The organism is Staphylococcus sp. EG-SA-2 (genome assembly GCF_017152085.1).
In genome coordinates, this window is sequence record NZ_JACYHC010001015.1 from 1 (window position 1) to 813 (window position 813).

The 813-nt window shown below is 33.2% G+C and carries 1 protein-coding gene; it reads right to left on the reverse strand.

The window, feature by feature from the left end:
- Window positions 1-813, reverse strand: an 813-nt coding sequence (locus tag IDG60_RS27805; RefSeq protein WP_206160984.1) for a S41 family peptidase, incomplete at both ends; no start/stop codon positions are given.

Here is an 813-nt window from a genome sequence, read left to right on the forward strand (position 1 = left end):
GACCATCTGGCGTTAACCATTTCATTTCAGTATATTTTAACAATGAACCATCCTTAAACTCTCTTGTAGTTTGTACGACACCTTTGCCGAATGTTTTTGACCCATAAACTTTAGCTTTATTATAGTCCTTTAGCGCACCAGTAAACACTTCAGAAGCACTAGCTGAACCTTCATTCACTAAGATGGATATATCCATGTCTTTCGCTTCTTTTAACGAGTCATTAGAAGTTTGAATTGCTTCAGTATCTTTACCTTTTTCTAGTTTAACAACAGTTTTTCCTTTATCGATAAAAATATTTGCCATTTTAACAGCTTCATCTAGTAGTCCACCAGGATTATTTCTTAAATCTAAAACAATCTTTTTCAAACCATCTTTGTGAGCTTTAAGAACTGCATCTTTCAATTCACCTGATGTATCATTCTGGAATTTATTAATAGTAATAACTCCAACCTTACCTTTTTTCTTATACTCAACACTTTTAACATGAATTTTTTCACGTTTAATCTTAACGTCTTTTTCTTCACTGCCTCGTTGAACAGTTAAAGTTACTTCAGTGTTTTCTTTACCACGAACGTCTTTGACAACTTCGTCTAATGCTTTTCCTTTAATTGATTTTCCATTTACTTTAGTAATGACATCTTTAGGACGGATGCCAGCACGTTCTGCTGGAGAACCCTTCATAGGGCTAGTAACCATAATTTGATCATTTTTCTTTTGCATTTCTGCACCAATACCTACAAAATCACCTGAAACACCTTCATTAAAGGATTTCGTTTGTTCTTTTGTTAAATATTCAGAATAAGGATCTTTTA